Below are 679 nucleotides of genomic sequence, written 5' to 3'. Positions count from 1 at the left end.
TCAGCCAGCGCGCGGCCGGACCCGGGTCGCACCAGCTGAGCGACTGGATGGAGGCGGCCCCCGCCGTTCCGGGGAGCGCGATATGACGCGACATCAGCTGGGTCGCGGCGTCCTCCAGTCCCTCGGCGTAGCTGGTCCTGGCCAGGCGGCGGGCCGCGCGGAGCACCCCGACCGGGGTGCCGAAGGCCCCGTGCACCGGGTGGCCGGCGCTGTCGGCGCGGGCCAGCGCGGTGATCGGCCGCAGCAGCGGCAGCCGCCGGTGCTCCAGCAGCAGGTCGGCCAGCCGCGCCGGGTGGCCGTCCAGGACCTGGCGGCCGCCGTGGCCGCCGAGGTGGTCGGTGCCGGCCTCGGCCAGCCGGCGGCGGTGCCGGGCGCCGGCGATCAGGGCGGCGCCGGGTTCGTCGGTGAGCGGCCCGGCCAGGTCGGGGTCGAGCAGGTCCGCGTAGGGCAGCGTCTCCGGACCGCCGGCGATCATCAGGTGTTCCAGCCGGGGGTGTTCGCCGACCAGGGACCTGGCCCGGAGCAGCTCCTCGGTGCGGGCCGGGTCCGGGCTCGGATCGGCCGAAGCGCCGTCGGTGTAGGTGACGGCGAGCAGCGGCGCGTCCGCGGCGGCCGCCGCGGCGGTGCCCCTGGCCCACGAGCCGCGGACGGCGCCGCTGCGGGCCGGGGCGGCCAGGGT

General features: G+C 79.2%; 1 pseudogene. It reads right to left on the bottom strand.

Features of this window, described 5'->3' with window-relative positions:
* A pseudogene (locus tag TR46_RS42880) lies at positions 1–679 on the bottom strand (asparagine synthase-related protein); the annotation flags it as partial.

This window comes from Streptacidiphilus carbonis (assembly GCF_000787775.1).
Classification (GTDB): domain Bacteria; phylum Actinomycetota; class Actinomycetes; order Streptomycetales; family Streptomycetaceae; genus Streptacidiphilus; species Streptacidiphilus carbonis.
The sequence above is the reverse complement of the archived record's forward strand: the minus strand, read 5'-3'. Positions and strand labels throughout refer to the sequence as shown.